This window comes from Mesorhizobium sp. M0571, assembly GCF_040320985.1.
Classification (GTDB): domain Bacteria; phylum Pseudomonadota; class Alphaproteobacteria; order Rhizobiales; family Rhizobiaceae; genus Mesorhizobium.
This window is the reverse complement of the sequence record NZ_JAMYQT010000013.1, coordinates 123842-140000: the sequence shown is the minus strand read 5'-3', so window position 1 is coordinate 140000 and position 16159 is coordinate 123842. Positions and strand designations below refer to the sequence as shown.

Genomic DNA, 16159 nt, shown 5'->3' with positions numbered 1-16159 from the left:
GGAGTGAAATAGTACCTGAAACCGATTGCCTACAAACAGTGGGAGCCCAAGGTTCGTCCTGGGTCACCACGTACCTTTTGTATAATGGGTCAGCGACTTAGTGTGACGAGCAAGCTTAAACCGATAGGTGTAGGCGCAGCGAAAGCGAGTCTGAATAGGGCGTTCAGTTCGTCGCATTAGACCCGAAACCGAGTGATCTAGCCATGAGCAGGTTGAAGGTAAGGTAACACTTACTGGAGGACCGAACCCATAACTGTTGCAATAGTTCGGGATGACTTGTGGCTAGGGGTGAAAGGCCAATCAAACTCGGAAATAGCTGGTTCTCCGCGAAATCTATTTAGGTAGAGCGTCGACCGAATACCCCAGGGGGTAGAGCACTGGATGGGCTAGGGGTCCTCACCGGATTACCAAACCTAACCAAACTCCGAATACCTGGGAGTAATAGTCGGCAGACACACGGCGGGTGCTAACGTCCGTCGTGAAAAGGGAAACAACCCTGACCTACAGCTAAGGTCCCCAAGTTATGGCTAAGTGGGAAAGGATGTGAGGATCCCAAAACAACCAGGATGTTGGCTTAGAAGCAGCCATCATTTAAAGAAAGCGTAACAGCTCACTGGTCTAAATAAGGGTCTTTGCGCCGAAAATGTAACGGGGCTAAAGCCATACACCGAAGCTTAGGGTTTGCAGCAATGCAAGCGGTAGCGGAGCGTTCTGTAAGCTGATGAAGCCATACCCGTGAGGGATGGTGGAGGTATCAGAAGTGCGAATGCTGACATGAGTAACGTAAGGGGAGTGAGAGACTCCCCCGCCGAAAGTCCAAGGGTTCCTGCTTAAAGCTAATCTGAGCAGGGTTAGCCGGCCCCTAAGTCGAGGCAGAAATGCGTAGACGATGGGAACCACGTTAATATTCGTGGGCCTGGAGGAAGTGACGGATCATTGAGGTAGTCCAATCTTATCGGATTGAAAGGGCTGCTGCGTGGTTCCAGGAAATAGCTCCTCCTTATAGACCGTACCCGAAACCGACACTGGTGGACTGGTAGAGTATACCAAGGCGCTTGAGAGAACTATGCTGAAGGAACTCGGCAAATTGCACGCGTAACTTCGGAAGAAGCGTGACCCTTTCATGCGCAAGCATGGGAGGGTGGCACAGACCAGGGGGTAGCGACTGTTTATCAAAAACACAGGGCTCTGCGAAGTCGCAAGACGACGTATAGGGTCTGACGCCTGCCCGGTGCTGGAAGGTTAAGAGGAGGGGTGCAAGCTCTGAATCGAAGCCCCAGTAAACGGCGGCCGTAACTATAACGGTCCTAAGGTAGCGAAATTCCTTGTCGGGTAAGTTCCGACCTGCACGAATGGCGTAACGACTTCCCCGCTGTCTCCAGCATAGACTCAGTGAAATTGAATTCCCCGTGAAGATGCGGGGTTCCTGCGGTTAGACGGAAAGACCCCGTGCACCTTTACTATAGCTTTACATTGGCATTCGTAGTGGCATGTGTAGGATAGGTGGTAGGCTTTGAAACCTGGGCGCCAGCTCAGGTGGAGCCACCCTTGAAATACCACCCTTATCACTATGGATGTCTAACCGCGGCCCGTTATCCGGGTCCGGGACAATGTATGGTGGGTAGTTTGACTGGGGCGGTCGCCTCCTAAAGAGTAACGGAGGCGCGCGATGGTGGGCTCAGAACGGTCGGAAATCGTTCGCTGAGTGCAATGGCATAAGCCTGCCTGACTGCGAGACTGACAAGTCGAGCAGAGACGAAAGTCGGTCATAGTGATCCGGTGGTCCCGCGTGGAAGGGCCATCGCTCAACGGATAAAAGGTACGCCGGGGATAACAGGCTGATGACCCCCAAGAGTCCATATCGACGGGGTTGTTTGGCACCTCGATGTCGACTCATCGCATCCTGGGGCTGGAGCAGGTCCCAAGGGTATGGCTGTTCGCCATTTAAAGCGGTACGTGAGTTGGGTTCAGAACGTCGTGAGACAGTTCGGTCCCTATCTGCCGTGGGTGTAGGAATATTGAAAGGATCTGTCCCTAGTACGAGAGGACCGGGATGGACGGATCTCTGGTGGACCTGTTGTGGCGCCAGCCGCATAGCAGGGTAGCTATATCCGGACGGGATAACCGCTGAAGGCATCTAAGCGGGAAACCCACCTTAAAACGAGTATTCCCTGAGAACCGTGGAAGACGACCACGTTGATAGGCCGGGTGTGGAAGAGCGGCAACGCTTGAAGCTTACCGGTACTAATAGTTCGATCGGCTTGATCGTTCTCATTCCCAATGCCCATCGTGAACACGATGGATGGCACAGAAAACAGCTTCTCGAGCAACGTGCGTTTTGCCGACCTGGTGGTTATGGCGGAGCGGCTGCACCCGATCCCATTCCGAACTCGGCCGTGAAACGCTCCAGCGCTGATGGTACTTCGTCTCAAGACGCGGGAGAGTAGGTCGCTGCCAGGTCTGCCAAGCGCACGTTGTTAAATCTTCTCCTTACGAACAGGCCCGCCAACGGGACTCCGGGCCGCGCAAGCGGCCCTTTCATTTGGCGGGAGCTTGAATCCAGTGAGCCAAGGCTTACTTCTAGGGTTGACGCGGGGTGGAGCAGCCCGGTAGCTCGTCAGGCTCATAACCTGAAGGTCACAGGTTCAAATCCTGTCCCCGCAACCAAATACGAAAACGGCCCGCCTTGTGCGGGCCGTTTTCGTATTGCTGGGCGATTGTTTCGATCCCCGTCAGGCCTCGCACGAAGCCGACACCCGGGACACCGAGACAGATCCTGCCCCCCCACCAAATTCCTTGCAATGCAAGCATCAAACCCCGGTAGCCTTACGGCGCTGGGGTTTTTGTTTTGGGGCGTGCTGCCAAACACCGAAGCTCGCGCGCCGGGACGGAGTTCCACGTCCTTGCCGGCACCTGAATGTGCTGCATGGATGCAGCTCTAGCCGGCATCCCGGTTGGTCAAAGCGATGTGGCAGCAGCCGGAACCGTGGCCCGGCGTCCAGGTGACGTTGTCGAAGCGCACCCCGGTGGCCTCGAACAGGCCGCGGTCGAAGGCGCCGGCGATGCGGCAGAGCGTGGCGAGCTTCTCGTCGCCGACGCCGGCTTCGACCCAGGCGTCCTTCAGCGGACAGCGCTTGACCTTGAAGGCGATGCGGCCTTGGCTGCGTTCGACGTCGGTCGGATACATGCGGCCGCCATCCGGGCTGACGGCCAGGAACGCCTCGCCGATCGCCGGTGCGTCGTTCGGGCCGAAATCGGCGAAGGCCGCCGCCGCAACCTCCTTGCCGCGTTGTTCGATGGTACGGATCATGATCGCCTCGGCTTTTTCCGCGCCAAGTTCCGCAGTCAGCTCATCGAGGAGCAGACGATAAAGATCGGCGCGGTTGCGGAAGGCGGAATCGAGTTCGCGCGACAGTTTTTCGGCTCGGGCTTCGGCGTCGGTCATGAGGCGTCCTGTTCGATCCTTGGCAGTCTTGGCGCTGCCGCCACAAGCGCCTTGCCGATTGCAGATTGCGGCGCGTCGATGACGTCGCGGGCGTCGCCGCTCTCGGCAATGCGCCCAGCGTCCAGAATGGCGACGCGGTGAGCGATGGCACGGACGACGCCGAGATCGTGCGAAATGAACAGATAGGCGATGCGCTCCTCGCGTTGAAGGTCGAGCAGCAGCCGCAGGATCTGCGCGCGCACCGACACGTCGAGCGCCGACACCGCCTCGTCGAGCACGACCAGCGACGGTTTTGTGGCGATGGCGCGGGCGATTGCGACGCGTTGACGTTGGCCGCCGGAAATTTCGTGAATGGCGCGGCCGGCGAGACCTGGGCTGAGGCCGACGCGCTCCAGCAGAGCGGCAATGCGGCGCGGGCGTTCGGCTCGCGAGGCGATATGGTGGATGCGCAAGGGATCGTCGAGCACGCGCGCCACCGTGGCGCGCGGGTTGAAGGCGGCGAGCGGATCCTGAAACACCATCTGCAGACGGGCGCGCCGGTCGCGCAAGGCAGCGCCGTTCAGTGACAGGAACTCGCTGCCTTCAAATTCGATATTGCCGGCGTCGGGTTCGATGAGCCGCAGCATCAGCCGAGCTATCGTCGACTTGCCGCTGCCGGAAGGTCCTGCCAGCGCCAGCGTCTCGCCAGGTTCGATGTGGAAGGAAACATCGTCGACCGCGGCGATGATCTTGCCGCCGCGACGGTATCGTTTGGTCAGGCCGGAAACGGCGAGCAGCGGACCGCTCATGTTCCGGTCTGCCGCAGCAGCGGCTCGACGTCGAGGCCGAGATGAGCTTCGAGCAGCGCCCTTGTGTAGGCGTGACGCGGCGCACTGACGACCTGCGCCGTCGAACCGAACTCGACCAGTTCGCCATGCCGGAACACGGCGATGCTCTCTGCAAGCTCGGCGGCCAGCGCGATGTCGTGGCTGATGAACAGCAGCGCCATACCGTCCTCGGCCACCAATTGCCGAATTAGCGCGACGATCTCGGCCTGCACGATGGTGTCCAGCGCGCTGGTCGCCTCGTCGGCGATTAGCAGTTTCGGGCTGGCCGCGATCGCTGCGGCGATGGCCACGCGCTGCTTCTGACCGCCGGATAGCTGGTGCGGGTAGGCGCGCATGGCGGCATCGGGAACGGGCAGACGGACGCGTTCGAGCAGGTCCCTGGCCCTGGTATAGGCGTCTCGCCAGGCAAGGCCGAGATGGGCGTGCGCGACTTCTGCGATCTGTTTGCCGACCGTCATCACCGGATCGATGCTGGCCGAGGGGTCCTGGAAGACGAAGCCGATGTCGCGACCACCGAGGGGGAGGCTATTGCGAAAAAGGAAAGATTGGCGATCCTTGGCGCCCCGGGATGGCGATGGGGGCACCCAATCGATGCGGCCCTCTATCCTGGATGAGGCCGGCAGCAGCCCGGCAATCGCAAGCGCCAGCGTGCTCTTGCCCGAACCGCTCTCGCCGATGATGGCAAAGCGCTCGCCAGTCGCGACGTCAAGGCTGATATGTTTCAGCGCCGCGACCTCAGCGCCGTCGCGGCGATAAGTCACCGACAAATCACCGATCGAAAGCAGCGCCGTCACGACAGGCTCCTCCTCACCGCCGTCGTCTCGACGACGCCTTCGCCGGTGAGATACACACCGAGCACGGTCAGCACGAGCGCTACGCCCGGAATGATCGACAAAAAGGGCGCGGTGCGCAGCACAGCGCGGCCCTCGGCGATCATGCCGCCCCAGGTTACGCGGTTGGGGTCGCCAAGGCCGAGGAAGGACAATGCCGCTTCGGTGAGAATCGCCGCGGCGACGATCACCGACGACAATGCCAGTACCGGCGGCAATGCGTTGGGCAGCACTTCGCGAAAGGCGATCTCCAGCGGATGCATGCCGATGACGCGGGCGCCGGCAACAAAATCGCGCTCGCGGATCGACAGCACTTCGGCCCGCGCCACGCGTGCCGGTCCTGTCCAGGCGCCAAGCGCTATCGCCACGACGACGACGCCGAGCGATGGCCCGACGATGCTGACGAAAGCCAAAGCTAGCAGGAAGGCCGGCACGGTCTGGAAAGCGTCGGTGATGCGCATCAGCACTTCGTCGACGAGGCCGCCGGCAAAGCCGGCCAACGTGCCGATCACGGCGCCGACGGCAAGGGCGGCGGCTGCTGCTGCCAGCCCGACCGCCAGGGAGGTACGGGCGCCATGGAAAAGCTCGGCAAGCACGTCGCGGCCCAGGCGGTCGGTGCCCAGTGGCAGCGACCAGTCCTTGAATGGCGGCAGCAATGCCGGCCCGGCAATCGCCTGCGGATCGCCGGGAAAGAACAAAGGTGCGGCAAGCGCCACGGCAAACAGTGCCGCCAGGAAGACCGCGCCGGCGATCGCTTCCGGCGTGCGAAGAAAGCGGCGAAGCGGGCTCACGCACCGGCCTCACTGGCGCCGACGCGCGGATCGAGGAAGGCGTAAGCGATGTCGACGAGAAGGTTGACGATGACGACCAGAACGGCGCTGACGAGAATGATGCCGAGCAGCAACGGCGTGTCGCGCGCGGCCACCGCTTCCTGCGCCAGCCGGCCAAGGCCGGGCACGGAAAAGACGCTTTCGATGACGACGCTGCCGCCCAGCATTTGCGCGGACTGCAGGCCAAGCATGGTGACCAGCGGCAACAATGCGTTGCGGGCGACGTGGGCGAGCACGATGCGCTGGCGGGAAAGTCCCCTGGCGCGGGCGGCGAGGACAAAATCCTGTCGCCAGACTTCGGCCATGCCGGCGCGCATCATGCGCAGGTAAAGCGCGAGATAGATGAAGCCGAGCGCGGACACCGGCAGGACGAGATGGCGGGCGATGTCGGCGGCGCGATCGAGGCCGGTCTTGCCCGAGGCGATGCTCTCGATGCCGCCGATCGGAAACCAGCGCAGGTCGACGGCGAAGACGATGATCAGCACCAGCCCGAGCCAGAATCCCGGTACGGCATAGAGCGCCAGCGAGCCGATGGACAGGAAGCGATCACGGAAGCTGCCGGGTCTGGCGCCGGCATAGATGCCGAGCGCCGAGCCGAGGCCGAAGGAGAGCGCGGTGGCGCTGCCCATCAACAGCAGCGTGGTAGGCAGGCGCTCGAGGATGACGTCGCGGATCGGCCGCGAGAAGGTGACCGACTGGCCAAGGTCGAGATGCAGCAGCGCCCAGAGATAGTTGGCCAGCCGCGTCAGCTCCAATTGGTCGAGACCCCAGCGGTGACGCAACAGCTCGATCATGCCGGCGTCGCCGCCGGTCGAGACGATATAGGCATCGACCGCGTCGCCGGGCGCTGCTTCGAGCAAAAGGAAGGTGCCGACGACGACGATCAGCAGCACGAAGATGCTGCCAACGAGACGGCGGCGAAGAAGGATGAGGGCGCGGGTCATGGCGCAGCACTGACAGGAGAGCCAAGTCTTCGGCGCTGCGTTCGGCACCCCCCTCGTGGGAGAGATGTCCGGCAGGACAGAGGGGGGCGCGAAGGAACTCTCATAGCCGAAGCTGAGCACCCACATAGGCGATGTGCAAGCCTTGAGCCGACCTGCCTAAGCCTCCAGCCAAGTGTCCGCCCAGTTCGATACCGCCCAGCGCGGGTTGTTGGCGATGTTCTTGACCGTGTCGCGGGCGACGCTGATGAAACTCCATTCGGCGACGTTGATGAGCGGCAGGTCGGCGGCAACTTTTCTCTGGAACTCCTTGTAGAGTTCGGTGCGGGCGGCGGTGTCGAGCGTCTCCGATGCCTTGGCGATCAGGGCATCGAGTTCGGCGTTCTTGTAGCCGCCCTGGTTGGAGAAGGGCACGCCGTCGGGAATGCCGCTCTGCACCAGGATGGTGGTCGAGATCGCCGGATCGCCGCGAAACACCGGCGGCCCGACCGCAAGGTCGAAGGCGTGGTCGGTGTAGACCGCCTTGATGTGCGCGGCCGAGTCGTTGTTGACCAGCTGGGCGTCGATGCCGATGGCGGCGAGCGCCTGGCGCAGATAGTCGCCGAACTGCTTGGTCTCGTTGAAGTAGGGCGCCGGCAGCAGTTTCAGCGAAAAGCGCTTGCCGTCATCGCCTCGGCTGTAGCCGGCCTCGTCAAGCAAGGCATTGGCCTTGGCAACGTCGAAATCATAGGTCGGCACGTCGGCGGTGTAGAATTGCGGGTCGTTTTTCGGCACCGGGCCGGTGGCGGTTGCGGCATAGCCGAGAAATACCGTCTTGACGACGAAATCCTTGTTGATGGCGTGAGCGATCGCCTGGCGCACTTTCAGGTCGGCCAGCTCCTTGCGGCGATGGTTGATCTCGACGATCAGTTGGTAGGTCAGCGCTTCGTAGCCTTTGGTGATAACCTTGAGGCCAGGCACCTTGGAGATGCGGTCGAGATCGGCCAACGGCACGGCGGAAAAGGCGGCGAGCTGGATTTCCTCCGCTTCGAGCGCGCTTGCGGCGGAGGTGCGGTCGGGCAGCACCTGATAGATGATCTCGTCGAGATAGGGCTGGTCCTTGCCCCAATAATCGGTGTTCTTCTCCAGCCGGTAATATTCGCCGGGCTTGTATTCGGCGAATTTGAATGGGCCGGTGCCGACCGGTGCGTTGTTGGCCGGGTTGTCCTCAATCTTTCCGGTCTCATAGATGTGCTTCGGCACCACGCTGGTGAGAGCCGGCAAGGCATTGCGGATCAGCTGGAACGGTGTCGGCTTGGCGAATTTGAACACGGCGGTGGCCTCGTCCGGCGTGTCGACGGCCTCAAGATCCTTGAACACGGTGCGGCCGAGATTCTGCAGCGGTTTCCAGACCTGCAGCGCCGAGAAGGCGACGTCGGCGGAGGTAAAGGGCTTGCCGTCATGCCATTTGACGCCCTCGCGTAGCTTGAATGTCACCGACAGACCGTCGGCGTCGCCTTCCCAGCTCAGCGCCAGGCGTGGATCGAGCCCGTCCTTGCCGTCAAAGGATGCCTCGGCCAAGGTTTCCACGATCTTGCTAGAAATGAAGAAGACACCGTTCGAGGCGACGATCGCCGGATTGAGATTGCGCGGCTCGGAATCGGCGGCAACGACCAGTCGTCCGCCCTTTTTCGGCGTCTGCGCCCAGCCGATCGTCGGCATGGCCGTGGAAGCCAGCAGCAATGCCGAACCGGCCAGCATCGTGCGTCTGGAAATGGTGAACTCTGACATGATCGAACTCCGTCCTCTCCGCGACCCGGCCGGGTCCGCCGTACCCCTCGGACGCTCATAAGCGTTCCGCAACGTGATTATGGGCCTTGTCCGGGGTTTCGCCAGAGACGGAATTGGCGCATCCTCACGTGGCTTTGAAATTTCCGTCCGCTGGACCAGTTGTACAGAAACGGTTCGATGCGCGGATTCTGGCAGGACCAGACTGGAAGGCAGCAAGTGAAGGAGCTTTTGGGGCTCGTTCGCCCATTCTGGCTGGACCAGATCGGGCAAAATGATGCAGATTTAAGCATAGCCGAGGATCAGAGCCAGAAAAGCTGGCGCCGCCGAGCGGCTGGCTAAGGGATTTCAGGGAGAGAGACATGAACATTGGCCCGGGCAAGAATGCCGTCGGCAGCGTGCCGTTCGACCAGGCCAGGGTGGACGGGCTGATGGAGGAGGCCGGCATCGACGTGCTGCTCGCCACATCCAAGCACAACACGCAATATCTGCTTGGCGGCTACAAGTTCATCTTCTTCGCCGCCATGGATGCGATCGGCCACAGCCGCTATTTGCCTGTTGTCGTCTATGAGAAAGGCGGCCCGGAGCATGCCGCCTATATCGGCAACCGCATGGAGGGCGGCGAGCACCAGAACCACCCGTTCTGGACGCCGACACTGCATGCCGCCTGCTGGGGCACACTCGATGCCGCCAATCTCGCGGTCGAACATTTGCGGAAGATCGGCAAGGGCAATGCCCGCATCGGCATCGAACCGGGCTTTTTGCCGTCCGACGCTTATATGCTGATCCGCAACGCACTGCCGGACGCCAAGCTGATCGACGCGACGCATATGCTTGAGCGCATGCGGGCGATCAAAACCGAGGCGGAGCTGGAGAAGCTGCGCATCGCCTCGGAACTGATCACCGATTCCATGCTGGCGACCATTGGCTGGGCCCGCGAAGGCACGAGCAAGAGCGAGATCATCGAGCAGCTCAGGCGCGAGGAGACCAATCGCGGCGCGCATTTCGAATATTGCCTGTTGACGCTAGGCTCCAGCCACAACCGCGCCGCGTCGCCGCAGGCGTGGAAGAAGGGCGAGGTGATGTCGATCGATTCCGGCGGCAACTACCACGGCTATATCGGCGACCTCTGCCGCATGGGCATTCTGGGCGAGCCGGACGCTGAACTCGAGGATCTGCTGGCCGAGGTCGAGGCGGTGCAGCAGGCGGCCTTCTCCAAAGTCGAGGCGGGCACGCTGGGCGGTGACATGATTTCTCATGCCGAAGGCGTGCTGAAGAAATCCAAGGTTGCGCCCTATACCGATTTCTTCGCGCACGGCATGGGGCTGATCACGCATGAAGCGCCGTTCCTGATGACCAACCATCCGGTGACGTATGAAGGCACCTATGCCGAAAAGCCGCTGGAGAAGAACATGGTGCTCTCGGTCGAGACGACCATGCTCCACCCGACACGCGGCTTCATCAAGCTCGAGGATACGGTGGCGGTCACCGATGCCGGCTATGTCATGTTCGGCGACCGGGGCAGGGGCTGGAACAGGGGCGGGGCTTAGGCGCCTTCTATCTCACTTCCCGCCTGGCGGCAGCAGCGTGAAATCCGGCAAATCCCGCAGTGCCAGTTCCGGCCCGGCCGGCGAATAGACGACGAAGAGCTGCATTGGCCCGTCGCCGGTGTTGAGCGTCGAGTGGAAGCGGCTTTCCGGCACATAGATGGTGCAGCCGGGGCCGACCTTCTCGACGACCGGGTTGCCCTTCTCGTCCTCGACCATCTGCTCGCCATTGCCTGAGATGACGAAGATGATCTCCTCGGCACCCGGATGGTTATGACGCGTATGGCCCTTGCCCGACGGCAGGTCGACGACACCACCGGAAAAGCGCGTCGCGCCGTTCACTTCGGGAGCGATCGTCAGCGACAGCTTGCCCCAGTCGAAGCCGAAGGCGCTGACGTCCTTCGGGTATACGAACACCTTGCTGTTGTCCGTCATCGTCTCATCCCTTGTTTTTCTTGCTGTTTTTTTGTGCCGCGCCGAACGTGACGGCCTTGAAATCCGCCGTCTGTCTCGCGATCGAGGCTTCCGCCGGCAGCCGTTCCATCGAACTGGCGCCGTAGAAACCATGCAGGCTCTTGCAACGCTCAAGAATATATTTGGCGTCGTCCGGCATCGAGATCGGTCCGCCGTGGCAAAGCAGGATGATATCCTCGCGCACTGAGCGTGCCGCTTCGGCGATGGCGTCGATTTCCCTCACACAGTCGTCCAGCGATTTGGCCGAGGTTGCCCCGATCGAGCCGCCGGTGGTCACCCCCATATGGGCGACAACGATGTCGGCGCCGGCTTTTGTCATGGCGCGCGCCTCGTCTGGATTGAAGACATAAGGCGTGGTCAACAGGTCAAGCTTGTGTGCCTCGGCGATCATGTCGACCTCGAGCCCGAACCCCATGCCGGTTTCCTCAAAACTCTGCCGCATCTGGCCGTCGAACAAGCCGATTGTCGGAAAGTTCTGCACACCGGAAAAGCCCATCGTCTTCAGCTCGGCCAGCAGCAGCGGCATGATGACGAAGGGATCGGTGCCGTTGACGCCGGCCAGCACCGGCGTCTTCTTCACCACCGGCAGCACTTCGTAGGCCATTTCCTTGACGATCTCGTTGGCATTGCCATAAGCGAGCAGGCCGGCGGCCGAGCCGCGCCCGGCCATGCGGTAGCGGCCGGAATTGTAGATGATGATCAGGTCGATGCCGCCGGCTTCTTCGGCCTTGGCCGAGAGGCCGGTGCCGGCGCCGCCGCCGACGATTGGCACGCCGTCGCCGATCATCTTGCGGAATTTTTCCAGGATTTTCTTGCGCGGTATGGCGGGCATGTCTTGGTGTCTCACTGTCTGGCGATGTCGAGGAAGGCCGTTGTCGCAGCCCAGGCGAATTCCGGGTCGTTGATGTGCAGCGGCAGGCGCAGCACGCGGCGCTTCTTGTCGGGTTTGATCGTGCGCTCGATCGCCTCGAACAGCACCGCATCGGCTTCAGGATCGAAGAAGGCGCCGCCTTCGATGTCGAGCGCCGACACGCCTTTCTCCGGAATGAGGAAACGAACCGGACCCTCGCAGAGGCTCAGCCTTGTGCCGATCCATTCGCCGATCGTGCGGCTTTCGTCGGCGGTGGTGCGCATCAGCGTGACGTTTGGATTGTGCTCGTAGAACAGCCGCCTGCGATAGCGTTCCGGAATTGTCGGCGGCGCCCAGAAATTGACCATGTCGAGCGCGCCGACCGAGCCGACATAGGGCAGCCTGTTGCGGGCGATGGCGCCAAAGCGATCGTCGGTCGCCGGCAGCACGCCGCCCAACAGAAAGTCGCAGACTTCCGTCGTGGTGATGTCGATGACGCCGGACAACAGGCCGCTATCGGCAAGCTTCTCCATGGCGCGGCCGCCGGTGCCGGTGGCGTGAAAGACCATGCAGTCATAGGTCGAACGAAGCTCATCGGCGATCGCCGTCACGCATGGCGTGGTGACGCCGAACATGGTGAGGCCGAGCGAAGGTCTGCCGTCAGGCGGCGGGGCCGGCTTCGCCGCCATGCCTGATATCGCCTGGGCGGCATTGTGCAGCACGACACGGGAAAGCCGGTTGAGGCCGGCCATGTCGGTCACCGACGGCATCATGACGATGTCGGAGACGTCGACATAGGGCGCGGTGTCGCCGGAAGCCAAAGTCGAAACCATGATCTTGGGCAGGCCGAGCGGCAGCGTTCGCATGCCTGCGGTGATGATCGAGGTGCCGCCACCGCCGCCAATGCCGATAATCGCGGCAATATCGCTGCGCGACTGGACAAACCGCGCGAAGGCGGTGGCCATTGCCGCCACCGATGTGCCGCGGTCGTCGATGCCGAGCACGGCATTGCGGCCACCGGGATGATGGCTGGCGACCTCGTCTGCCGAAACATCGACCGGCACGGTCGCCTCGCGTGTTCCGATGTCGACACGGGCAATCGATGCGCCGGTTGCGGCGACCGCATCGGCCAGAAAAGCGAGCTCCTCGCCCTTGGTGTCGGCGGTGCCCACCACATAGATGCGCTTCATCGCGTTTCCCCGGTCTTGGGCGTGCTCGGCGCTGCCGCCCCGTTGCCCGGCCGTTCGACGGCGCGAAGGGCCATTGCAATTTTTTGAGACGCGCGTATCGTATTGACATGGATGTCTCACGTCAACAAGCGACTGTGAACGACGATGCCGGCCAAGGGGCGAACCCGCGGGCCGAGCGCGGGCCCCGCGCCCGCACCAGGCGGCTGATGCTGGAGACGGCGACAAGGTTGATGCAGGCGGGCGCCACGCCGTCGGTCAGCGAGGTCGCGGAAGCAGCGGAAGTCTCCCGCGCCACCGCTTATCGGTATTTTCCGAGCCAGGCGGCGCTGGTGCAGGCGGTGGTCGACGAAGGGCTTGGGCCGATCCTCACCTGGCGATCGAACTCTACCGATCCCGAGCGCCGGATAGCCGAGCTGTTCGAAACCGCCATGCCGCGCATCGAGGCCTTCGAGGCGACGTTCAAGGCGGCGCTGAAACTGTCGCTCGACCAGTGGGCGCAGCGACAGGCAGGCACGCTGGGCGGTGAGCCGACCTTCACGCGCGGCCATCGCGTCGAGCTTTTGAAGGATGCGATCGCGCCGCTCAAGGGCCGGTTGCCGCCGCGCGAATTCAAGCGGCTCGCGCAAGCGCTGTCGCTGATCTTCGGCGTTGAGATGCTGATCGTATTGAAGGATATATGGGGATTGGATAGCCGCAGGATGATGTCGGTCGCGCAATGGGCAGCCAGCGCGCTGGTACGCGCGGCGGTGACGGAATCGATGATTGAAGGAGATGGGATCGCACCCGGCGACGGCCGCTAGATGACGCCAATCTGGTTCGACCAGATTTGCACCCTGCATACCCATACTATTGGCGATGCAGCGGTCCAGGCAAGGCCCTTGTATATCAAATAGTAGGAAAATTCAGGGAAAACAGGGAGATACTGCGGAAACCGACTTGCCAGCCTGCCCGCCATCGGCCAAGAAAGGGCTTGACGTGCCTCTGAAATTGGTAATACCAGATTAGAATAAATAAAGCGGATCAAAGGTGAAGGCTGAGATCCGTTTCGGTCGAGCGAGGAGGCTCACAAACCGGAACGGTGCCGTCACGGGAGGACTACCAGGGCCGGCCTCGCTGCCGGTTCTCATGAACGGTAGAATGCGCACAAGGGAGGAAATCATTATGCGCAAGACAATGACCAGCGTGCTTGCTGGTATCGGCTTAGTGCTCGCCTGCGGAACGTCCGTCTACGCGCAGGAAAAGGAACTCACCATATTCTGGGCGGAATGGGATCCGGCCAATTACTTGCAGGAACTCGGCAACGAGTACGAGAAGGAAACCGGCGTCAAGATCACAGTGGAAACCACACCGTGGCCCGACTTCCAGACCAAGGCCTTCACCGAGTTCAACGCCCATGGCGACGCCTATGATATGGTCGTCGGCGACTCGCAATGGCTCGGCGCCGGCTCGACCGGTGGCCACTATGTCGACCTGACCGACTTCTTCAACAAGCACAAGGTCGGCGAAGTGATGGCGCCGGCGACGGTGAAATACTATGCCGAATATCCGGGCGGCAGCAGCAAGTACTGGGCCATTCCGCTCGAAGGCGATGCGGTGGGCTGGTCCTACCGCAAGGACTGGTTCGAAGACCCCAAGGAAAAGGAAGCCTTCAAGGCCAAGTATGGCTACGATCTCGACGTGCCGAAGGATTTCAAGGCGCTGCGCGACATCGCCGAATTCTTCTACCGGCCGGATCAGAAGCGATACGGCATCGCCATCTACACCGACAATTCCTATGACGCGATGGCGATGGGTTTTGAGAACGCGCTGTTCTCCTTTGGCGGCGAGCTGGGTGACTATAAGACCTACAAGGTCGATGGCTTCATCAACTCCGACAAGGCGATCGCGGCGCTCGACGCCTACAAGGAACTCTACAAGTTCACGCCTCCGGGCTGGGCCAAGTCGTTCTTCGTCGAGGACAACCAGGCGATCACTGAAAACCTGGCCGCCATGAGCATGAACTACTTCGCGTTCTTTCCCTCGTTGATCAACGAGGCGTCGAACCCGAACGCCAAGAACACCGGCTTCTTCGCCAATCCTGCCGGACCTGGCGGCGACCAGTTCGCCGCACTCGGCGGTCAGGGCATCTCCATCGTTTCCTACTCGCAGAAGCAGGAAGAGGCGACGAAGTTCCTTGAATGGTTCATCAAGGACGAGACCCAGAAGAAATGGGCAGCGCTCGGCGGCTACACCTGCAGTGCCGCCGTGCTCAAGTCGCCCGAATTCCAGAACGCCACGCCGTACAACAAGGCGTTCTACGAGACCATGTTCAAGGTCAAGGACTTCTGGGCGGTTCCGGAATATGCCGAACTGCTGCAGCAGCTCAACCAGCGCGTTTACCCCTACATGATCGGCGGCGAAGGCACCGCCAAGGAGACGCTGGACGCACTGGCAGCCGACTGGAACGCGACCTTCAAGAAATACGGCCGCGGCCAATAAGTATGAAGTTTCACGGAGGGGGCGTTCGTGCCTCCTCCGTTTCTTTTTCTGATTTTTGAACCGGGAGCAGGGTCTTGGCGACCACGATGATCACCACGCTGGACAGGTCCTCGCGGGCCGCCGCTCGCGGTCTCAGCGACATTTCGATCCGCAATCTCTTCATCATCCCGACGATCCTGTTTCTGATCGTCTTCAACATCTTCCCGCTGATCTATTCGCTGGGCTATTCGTTCACCGATTTCCGCGCCTCGACCAGCGCGGCGGCGAATTTCGTCGGGCTGCAAAACTATCGCGACCTGCTCGGCGATCCCTATGTCTGGTCCAACTTCGCCATCACCGCGAAATACGTCATCATCTCAGTCGCCGGCCAGCTGCTCGTCGGCTTCGGCGTGGCCATGCTGCTCAACCGCGACATTCCGCTCAAGGGCCTGCTGACGACGCTCCTGTTGTTGCCGATGATGCTGTCGATGGCCGTCGTCGGCCTGTTCTGGAAGCTGCTCTACGATCCGTCCTTCGGCATCATCAATTATGCGCTCGGCCTCGGCACCTTCGAGTGGCTGTCGGATCCGAAAATGGCGCTCTATGCGGTCGCGCTGACCGACATCTGGATGTGGTCGCCCTTCGTCATGCTGTTGTCGCTGGCCGGCCTGTCGGCCGTGCCCAAGCATCTCTACGAGGCAGCCGCGATCGACAGGGCCGGGCCGTTCTACACCTTCTTCCGCATCACGCTGCCGCTGGTGGCGCCGATCCTGATGATCGCGGTCATCTTCCGCACCATGGAGGCATTCAAGACCTTCGATCTCGCCTACATCCTGACCAGCCAGCCGACGGCCGAACTGATCTCGATCCGGCTCTATAAGATGGCATTCCAAGAATGGCAGACCGGGCGCTCCTGCGCACTCGCCTACATCGTGCTGATCATGGTGCTGGCTATCACCAATATCTATGTCAAATACCTCAACAAGGTGAAGGAGCGCTGA

At 61.5% G+C, this 16159-nt stretch carries 13 protein-coding genes, 1 tRNA gene and 2 rRNA genes (1 of these 16 only partly in view); 7 read left to right on the top strand and 9 right to left on the bottom strand.

Annotated features, from left to right (window positions below; translation table 11 throughout):
* The 3 genes from NKI85_RS17445 to NKI85_RS17435 all read left to right on the top strand — a co-directional run.
* Positions 1-2269, top strand: a 23S ribosomal RNA gene (locus NKI85_RS17445) (it extends 538 nt beyond the left edge of the window).
* 76 nt (positions 2270-2345) lie between these two features.
* Positions 2346-2460, top strand: a 5S ribosomal RNA gene (gene rrf / locus NKI85_RS17440).
* 130 nt (positions 2461-2590) lie between these two features.
* Positions 2591-2667, top strand: a tRNA-Met gene (locus tag NKI85_RS17435).
* Between the two features lie 271 nt (positions 2668-2938).
* Here the strand turns inward: NKI85_RS17435 and NKI85_RS17430 are convergent.
* From NKI85_RS17430 to NKI85_RS17405, 6 genes are all read right to left on the bottom strand, one after another.
* Complete coding sequence (locus tag NKI85_RS17430) at positions 2939-3445, bottom strand: L-2-amino-thiazoline-4-carboxylic acid hydrolase (protein WP_352525054.1); 507 nt, start codon at positions 3443-3445, stop codon at positions 2939-2941.
* Entirely contained in the window at positions 3442-4233 is a 792-nt protein-coding gene (locus NKI85_RS17425) for an ATP-binding cassette domain-containing protein (protein WP_352525056.1), read from the bottom strand. Before NKI85_RS17425 ends, NKI85_RS17430 begins: the two co-directional genes overlap by 4 nt.
* Positions 4230-5066, bottom strand: a complete 837-nt coding sequence (locus NKI85_RS17420; RefSeq protein ID WP_352525058.1) for an ABC transporter ATP-binding protein — start codon at positions 5064-5066, stop codon at positions 4230-4232. The genes NKI85_RS17425 and NKI85_RS17420 overlap by 4 nt, the downstream gene beginning before the upstream one ends.
* Entirely contained in the window at positions 5063-5893 is an 831-nt protein-coding gene (locus tag NKI85_RS17415; RefSeq protein WP_352525060.1) for an ABC transporter permease, read from the bottom strand. The genes NKI85_RS17420 and NKI85_RS17415 overlap by 4 nt, the downstream gene beginning before the upstream one ends.
* The gene (locus tag NKI85_RS17410) at positions 5890-6876 is read right to left on the bottom strand and encodes an ABC transporter permease (RefSeq protein ID WP_352525062.1); all 987 of its coding nucleotides are present in this window, start codon (positions 6874-6876) and stop codon (positions 5890-5892) included. The genes NKI85_RS17415 and NKI85_RS17410 overlap by 4 nt, the downstream gene beginning before the upstream one ends.
* A gap of 156 nt (positions 6877-7032) precedes the next feature.
* The gene (locus tag NKI85_RS17405; protein WP_352777095.1) at positions 7033-8643 is read right to left on the bottom strand and encodes an ABC transporter substrate-binding protein; all 1611 of its coding nucleotides are present in this window, start codon (positions 8641-8643) and stop codon (positions 7033-7035) included.
* A 359-nt stretch (positions 8644-9002) separates the two neighbouring features.
* On the opposite strand from NKI85_RS17405, the gene NKI85_RS17400 reads away from it, so the two are divergent.
* The gene (locus NKI85_RS17400; protein WP_352777093.1) at positions 9003-10190 is read left to right on the top strand and encodes a M24 family metallopeptidase; all 1188 of its coding nucleotides are present in this window, start codon (positions 9003-9005) and stop codon (positions 10188-10190) included.
* Positions 10191-10202: 12 nt separating this feature from the next.
* Here NKI85_RS17400 and NKI85_RS17395 read toward each other — a convergent pair whose 3' ends face one another.
* From NKI85_RS17395 to NKI85_RS17385, 3 genes are read right to left on the bottom strand one after another with little or no spacing between them, the layout of a single operon-like run.
* Entirely contained in the window at positions 10203-10622 is a 420-nt protein-coding gene (locus tag NKI85_RS17395) for a cupin domain-containing protein (RefSeq protein ID WP_023675172.1), read from the bottom strand.
* 4 nt (positions 10623-10626) lie between these two features.
* The gene (locus NKI85_RS17390; RefSeq protein ID WP_352777090.1) at positions 10627-11493 is read right to left on the bottom strand and encodes a phosphoenolpyruvate hydrolase family protein; all 867 of its coding nucleotides are present in this window, start codon (positions 11491-11493) and stop codon (positions 10627-10629) included.
* 11 nt (positions 11494-11504) lie between these two features.
* Positions 11505-12701, bottom strand: coding sequence for a Tm-1-like ATP-binding domain-containing protein (locus tag NKI85_RS17385; RefSeq protein ID WP_352525069.1), 1197 nt, complete (start codon positions 12699-12701; stop codon positions 11505-11507).
* 107 nt (positions 12702-12808) lie between these two features.
* Between NKI85_RS17385 and NKI85_RS17380 the strand changes: the two genes are divergently transcribed.
* The 3 genes from NKI85_RS17380 to NKI85_RS17370 all read left to right on the top strand — a co-directional run bounded on the left by NKI85_RS17380 (position 12809) and on the right by NKI85_RS17370 (position 16159).
* A complete protein-coding gene (locus NKI85_RS17380; RefSeq protein WP_352777088.1) occupies positions 12809-13501 on the top strand; it encodes a TetR/AcrR family transcriptional regulator in 693 nt (230 codons plus the stop codon).
* 361 nt (positions 13502-13862) lie between these two features.
* Complete coding sequence (locus tag NKI85_RS17375; RefSeq protein WP_023675176.1) at positions 13863-15179, top strand: ABC transporter substrate-binding protein; 1317 nt, start codon at positions 13863-13865, stop codon at positions 15177-15179.
* A gap of 74 nt (positions 15180-15253) precedes the next feature.
* Positions 15254-16159 carry a carbohydrate ABC transporter permease gene (locus NKI85_RS17370; protein WP_023675177.1) on the top strand — a complete coding sequence of 302 codons (906 nt, stop codon included), beginning with the start codon at positions 15254-15256 and terminating at the stop codon, positions 16157-16159.